Annotated in this window: 3 protein-coding genes and 1 pseudogene; 2 read left to right on the forward strand and 2 right to left on the reverse strand. The window is 56.1% G+C overall.

The genetic code is table 11. The features are described from left to right. Positions 1-109 precede the first annotated feature (109 nt). Positions 110-1,048, reverse strand: coding sequence for a LysR family transcriptional regulator (locus Q0J81_RS10280; RefSeq protein WP_294447657.1), 939 nt, complete (start codon positions 1,046-1,048; stop codon positions 110-112). Between the two features lie 282 nt (positions 1,049-1,330). Between Q0J81_RS10280 and Q0J81_RS10285 the strand changes: the two genes are divergently transcribed. Further along, positions 1,331-3,319, forward strand: a complete 1,989-nt coding sequence (locus Q0J81_RS10285; RefSeq protein ID WP_294447658.1) for an NAD(P)/FAD-dependent oxidoreductase — start codon at positions 1,331-1,333, stop codon at positions 3,317-3,319. Positions 3,320-3,413: 94 nt separating this feature from the next. Continuing rightward, positions 3,414-4,892, forward strand: coding sequence for an SLC13 family permease (locus Q0J81_RS10290; RefSeq protein ID WP_294447659.1), 1,479 nt, complete (start codon positions 3,414-3,416; stop codon positions 4,890-4,892). A gap of 443 nt (positions 4,893-5,335) precedes the next feature. Here Q0J81_RS10290 and tnpA read toward each other — a convergent pair. After that, positions 5,336-5,595 (reverse strand): annotated as a pseudogene (tnpA, locus tag Q0J81_RS10295) (IS200/IS605 family transposase); the annotation flags it as partial. Between the last annotated feature and the right edge of the window lie 85 nt (positions 5,596-5,680).

Genomic DNA, 5,680 nt, shown 5'->3' on the forward strand with positions numbered 1-5,680 from the left:
TGATACGAGCAATCTGTTCATGAGAAAGATAAAAAAGTTCCTTCATGGCATCCTCCCTATGCCGACAATAAGAACTTCTTACCCTTTTGGCATTTAATGAGTCCTGAGCCTAGAGAATGGACGAGCTCTCCAGCTGGGCAAACTGCTTCTTCACCAGCGCCACAATTTCCTCTTCCAGGGCGTTCAGCTTTCTGTTCGAGGGAATGACCAGACAGAACACCAGCGGAATAGATACGTCGTCGATTTCCCGCGCGGTCATGATTTTCTGCCTGATGAGCAGATTGTCAAAGGCGTCGAGCCTAGGGGACACCGTATAGATGTTCTGCGATTTGGCAATGGCGTCAAAAAGCGTCTGTCTGTCCGGGAACACCACGCTTTTCTTTATGGCAGCCTTCTGCATGAATATCTTATTGTAGTCGTAAATTCTTCTGAGCGCTCTGTCGGACGTGGCAAACGAAAGCCCGGTCAGATTGCTCAGGAGCACATGCTTCTTTTTCGACAGCGAAAGTCTGGAATTGACGAACAGTGAAATGCTTCCCGACGCAAGAGAAAGAATTCTTTTTCCGTTCTCCTCCGCCTTGCGCACAATAAGCGAAAGCATCTCCTTCGGATAAAACATCAGGCACAGGCGACTGTCGTTTCCGTCGCCTTCCGCATCGAGAATCTTGTCCTCCACGGCTCCTGAATGAATGATGAGCTTCGATGTTTTGACATACTCGATGAGCTCGGGCGACAGAAATATCTTGCTCAGGCTTCTCTGCGCCAGAATAATCACGGGATCGCACGTCTCCTCGTCGGAATTTTTCAGGGCAAGCAGATTTCTGTATTCCTCTATAATGACTTCGATATGCTCGAGCGCCTTTTTTCCGATATCGGTAATCAGTATGCCGTTGTTGGTCCTGCGAAAAAGCTGTACCCCCAGTTCCTCTTCAAGTGAACGAATGGACGCACTCAGCGACTGCTGCGAAAGATGAAGATACTTTGACGATTCGTTCAACGACTTTCTGCGCGACGTTTCGTAAAAATACAGGAGATGGTCTATCTTCATAAGCCGCACCGCACCTCGGAAAATATTTTAAAAATTCCTGATATTAAGTATGATTGCAAAATATTTTTCTGTCAACGCGGGCCTTGCTCCGGGACTTTTCCCGTGCGGCCTCAAAAAAATGACGGAGATATTGCGTTCTTTTTGGCACAAATACCATTCTGCCATTTCCGCCTCCTGTTTTTTTTTGAACGCCTCCAAAAAAAATCGATTATGCAAAAAATCGCAATTCTCCTATATCCATTAACAAGTCCCCGATCATTAAAACTTTTCAGGAGGCCGCTCATGAAACCTCTGTACAAGGAAAAATATCCTCTTCTTTTCACCCCGCTCATCGTCGGCAAGAACAAAGTCGAGTACAAGAACAGAATTTTCCAGGCTCCCATGGGCATGGCGCTCGGCACGGACGCCAACGGCCTCATCAACATCATAGGCGAAGAATACTACAGCAGTTTTGCCCGCGGCGGCTTTGCGCAGATATGCCTGCCCATCGAAGTGCCCAAGGACGGCGGTCATCCCCGCACCTATTCTATCGACGAGCAGTACCACGCCTTCATGAACATGCATAAGCTTCAGCGCGTGGTGCATGCCTACGGCGCGCGCAGCTCCTGTGAAATCTATCACGCCGGCTGCTGCATGACCCCCGGCCCCGGCCGCACCATCATGAGCGCAAGCGCCTTCGTGTACAACGGCCGTCAGGTCAAGGAAATGGACGACAAGGACATGGAAGACGTGGCGCAGATGTACGCGCACGCCGCGTTCATGGTCAAAAGAGCCGGCTTCGACGCCATCACACTGCACTATGGTCACGGTTGGCTCATGAACAACTTTCTCTCGCCGCTCACCAACCACCGCACCGATGAATTCGGCGGAAGCGTGGAGAACCGCTGCCGGTATCCACTCATGATCATGAAGCGCATCCGTCAGGAAGTGGGCAACGATCTGGTCATCGAAGTGCGCATGAACGGCTCCGACATGATGGAAGGCGGCATCACTCCGGAAGATGCCGCGGAACAGGCCCTCATCCTTTCCGAAGAAGCGGATATGCTGCACATGACCTGCGGCACCCGCCTCGACGCCTCCAGCCGTCCGAAGATGCATCCCACGCACTTCCTTGAAAGAGCGCACAACGCCAGAGCCAGCGAACTTGCCAAGAAGGCCGGCGTCAAGATTCCCGTGGGCGTGGTGGGCAGCATTCACGATCCCGATCTCGCCGAAAAGCTGCTCGAAGAAGGCAAGGCCGACTACGTGCTCACGGCGCGTCAGGCCCTTACCGACAGCGATTTCGTCAACAAGATCCGTGAAGGGCGCCTTGAGGACATCCGCCCCTGCCTGCGCTGCGACTTTTGCCTCGACGGCTCCAAGCGTGGCTCCCTCACCACGGAAGTGAACATTCGCAAGGACTCCACCTACGACAGACAGTGCGCCGTCAATCCACTCTGGTATCAGGGCATCACCAAGAAGCACCTCATTCCCGCGCCTTCCAGAAAGCGCAAGGTCGTCGTTATCGGCGGCGGCATTGCCGGCATGCAGGCAGCCTTCACCGCGGCCGAACGCGGCCACGACGTCACGCTCTACGAAAAGAGCGACAAGCTCGGCGGTCAGGCTCTGTTCTCCGACGGCATGTGGTTCAAGCAGGAAATGAAGGCCTTCCGCGAATACCTCATACGTCAGGTTCACAAGTCCGGCGTCCATGTTCTGATGAACGTCGAAGCCACCCCGAAACTGATTTCCGAAATCGACCCCGACGTGGCCATCATCGCCGTGGGCGCGGAACAGGTGGTTCCTCCCATTCCCGGCATCGACGGCAAAAACGTGTTCATGTCCTGGGACGTGTTCGGACACTACGAGCTGCTCGGCAAGCGCGTGGCCATCGTGGGCGGCGGTCTTGTGGGCTGCGAACTTTCCATTGATCTCGCAGGCCAGGGACACGACGTCACCGTGGTGGAACTCGGACACTATCTCGCCGCCACGGCGCAGATCAGCGAACGCATGCACATCATGGAATTCATGAAGAAGAACAACGTCGCTTCTCTGGTGGACGCCACGGTGGAGAGCATCGAACCGGACCACCTCAACGTGCGCACGGCCGAAGGTACGCAGACCATTGAAGCCGACAGCTTCATCATCTGCACGGGAACCCGCTCTCTGACCGACCTGCGTGATTCCTTCCGCGACACGGCCTTTGACGTCATCAACATAGGCGACTGCATGCGCGCCTCCGACATCGTCAATGCCGTCCGCACCGGCTGGGACGCCGGCGCCACCGTCTGACATCAGCGGGATGCCGCAAGCGCCCGCCGCTTACGGCATCCCGTCCGAAAAACTCCCTCCGCACACCGCCTTCCTCACTGCAAGGAGTGCCTCTATGTCCTCCCTCCGCCTGTCCAATCTGACGCCTTCCAAATGGTTGTGTTTAGCCATCGTTCTGTTCTGCATGTTCGGAGCTCCCGAGCTGGTGTCCGGCACCGGAGCCATGACCGATCTCGGAGCAAGGATCATATGCATCTACATAGGCATGGCCTTCGGCTGGCTGACGCTCGACCTTGCCTGGCCCAGCGTTCTCGGCATTCTCGCCGTGGGTCTCTCGGGCTACGCCAGCGTGAACAACGTGCTCAAGATGTGCTTCGGCAACAGCAGCGCCCTGCTTGTGTTCTTCGTGTTCATCATTACGGGCGTCATCGACAAGGCGGGCGTCTCCCGCTGGATAGCCCTTCACATCTGCAGTCTTCCCATCGGCCGCGGACGCCCCTGGGTCATGACCTTCTGCATTCTCGCCGCCATCATGACGCTCACCCTCTTCATCGGCGTGTCCCCGGGCGTGCTGGTCGTGTGGGCCATTTTCTACAGCATCTGCGAAGTGTACGGCATCAAGCCTGGCGAACACTGGGCAACCATGGTCATGGTGGCCATTCCGTTCTTCGGCAGCGTCACCGCCTCCATCTTCCCCTTCAAGTCGCTTCCCGTGGTGGCCCTCGGCGCGTATTCCCAGCTCAGCGGCGGCGACGTCATCGACTTCCCCCAGTATTTTGCCTGGTCCCTCATCGTGGACTCCATGATCGTCGTGCTTACGCTGGCCTTCATGCGCTTCGTGCTCAGGCCGGACGTGAGCAAGATCTATAACGCCAAGGTGTACTTCAATCCCGAAGAGCTGCGCCTCACCACCTATCAGAAGATCGTGCTTCTCTGGTTCTTCCTGTTCATCGTCATGATGATGGTCCCCTCCCTGCTGCCCTCGCACTGGGAACTTACCAAGTTCTTCAAGAAGCTCGGCAACACCGGTTGCGCCGCCCTCATGTGCGCCATCTTCTTCGCCTTCGACTTCGTGCAGAACGAATCCATGCGTAAGACCATCGCCTCCAGCGTGCGCTACGACGCCCTGCTCGTGAACTTCTCCGCCATCGGCATTGCCGGCGTCATGTCCAACGACGCCAGCGGCATCTGCCAGTGGTTCGTGGATCTGGTCACGCCGCTGACCTCCGGCCAGAGCACCGTGGTTATTCTCATGCTTCTGGTGGCCATGGCCAGCCTGATGACTCAGTTCCTGAACAACCTCGGCAGCACGGCCATCTACATTCCCATAGCCTACAGCGTGGCCGTGGCGGCAAACATCAATCCGGCGCTCGTGTGCATGTGCTGCATCGCCGCCCTGAACATCGGCATCCTTACGCCTTCCGGCAGCAACCCCGCGGCCATGCTCTACTCCAACGCCGTGTGGGCTCCGGGACTGCGGCCTTACGCCTATGCCGCATGCTTCCTGGCCATCAACTTCGCCGTGCTCATGCTCGTAGGCGTGCCCATTGCCGAATTCTTCTTCCCCAGCATCCTTCCCAATTCCGTGCTGTAACGGTCTTTTTCCCCTGCCGTGAAAGTCGGTGGCGTTCCTCCAGCGCCGCCGACTTTTCACATTCTGCCTGGCTTTCTCCCGGAGCGCTCCGCGCTTCCGCCGAAGGGAAACACGGACATCGCCCGAAATTCGGAACATCACCCATCGCATGCCTTCGCGTGCCCCGTTTTTCTGAGTCGGGCGGCCCTACTGGCAACAGTGCTGAAATGCACGCCGTTGCAAGCCCGCGCTTCTGAGACTCCGGGCCCATGGCCCTGTCACGCGCCCCGCGCACAATGCCCTGCTCCGCTTCCGCGCAATCTCTGCAAATCTCTCCCCTCCCCCCCAAAAAAAACACAATGGGGCCCCACCGGCATAGCCGGTAGTTCCTCTTGTGCGCCTGTAAGGCTTTCTTACCAGCCGCGCCTAGCTGGCGCTTGGACGGTCTGACATCTGCATTCCTGTTACCGGCGGCCCGTAAACGGGCTTCCGGCGTATGGGATGCTCAGCTGTTCTCCAAGTTTATCCTCGGCCAGTTGATGCCTGATGTACTCAGCTATCTTTGCCTTATTCTTACCCACCGTATCGACATAGTAACCACGGCACCAGAACTCCTACGATATTTGAACTTCAGCCCACCAAACTGCTCATATATCATCAGGCTGCTCTTTCCTTTCAAATATCCGACAAACGCCGATACACTCATTTTAGGCGATATCTCTAGGGGCTGTCTCTAGGCTCAGAACTCATTAATTGCCAAAAGGGTAAAAAGTTCTTATTGTCGGCATAGGGAGGATGCCATGAAGGAA

The organism is uncultured Mailhella sp. (assembly GCF_944324575.1).
Taxonomy (GTDB): domain Bacteria; phylum Desulfobacterota; class Desulfovibrionia; order Desulfovibrionales; family Desulfovibrionaceae; genus Mailhella.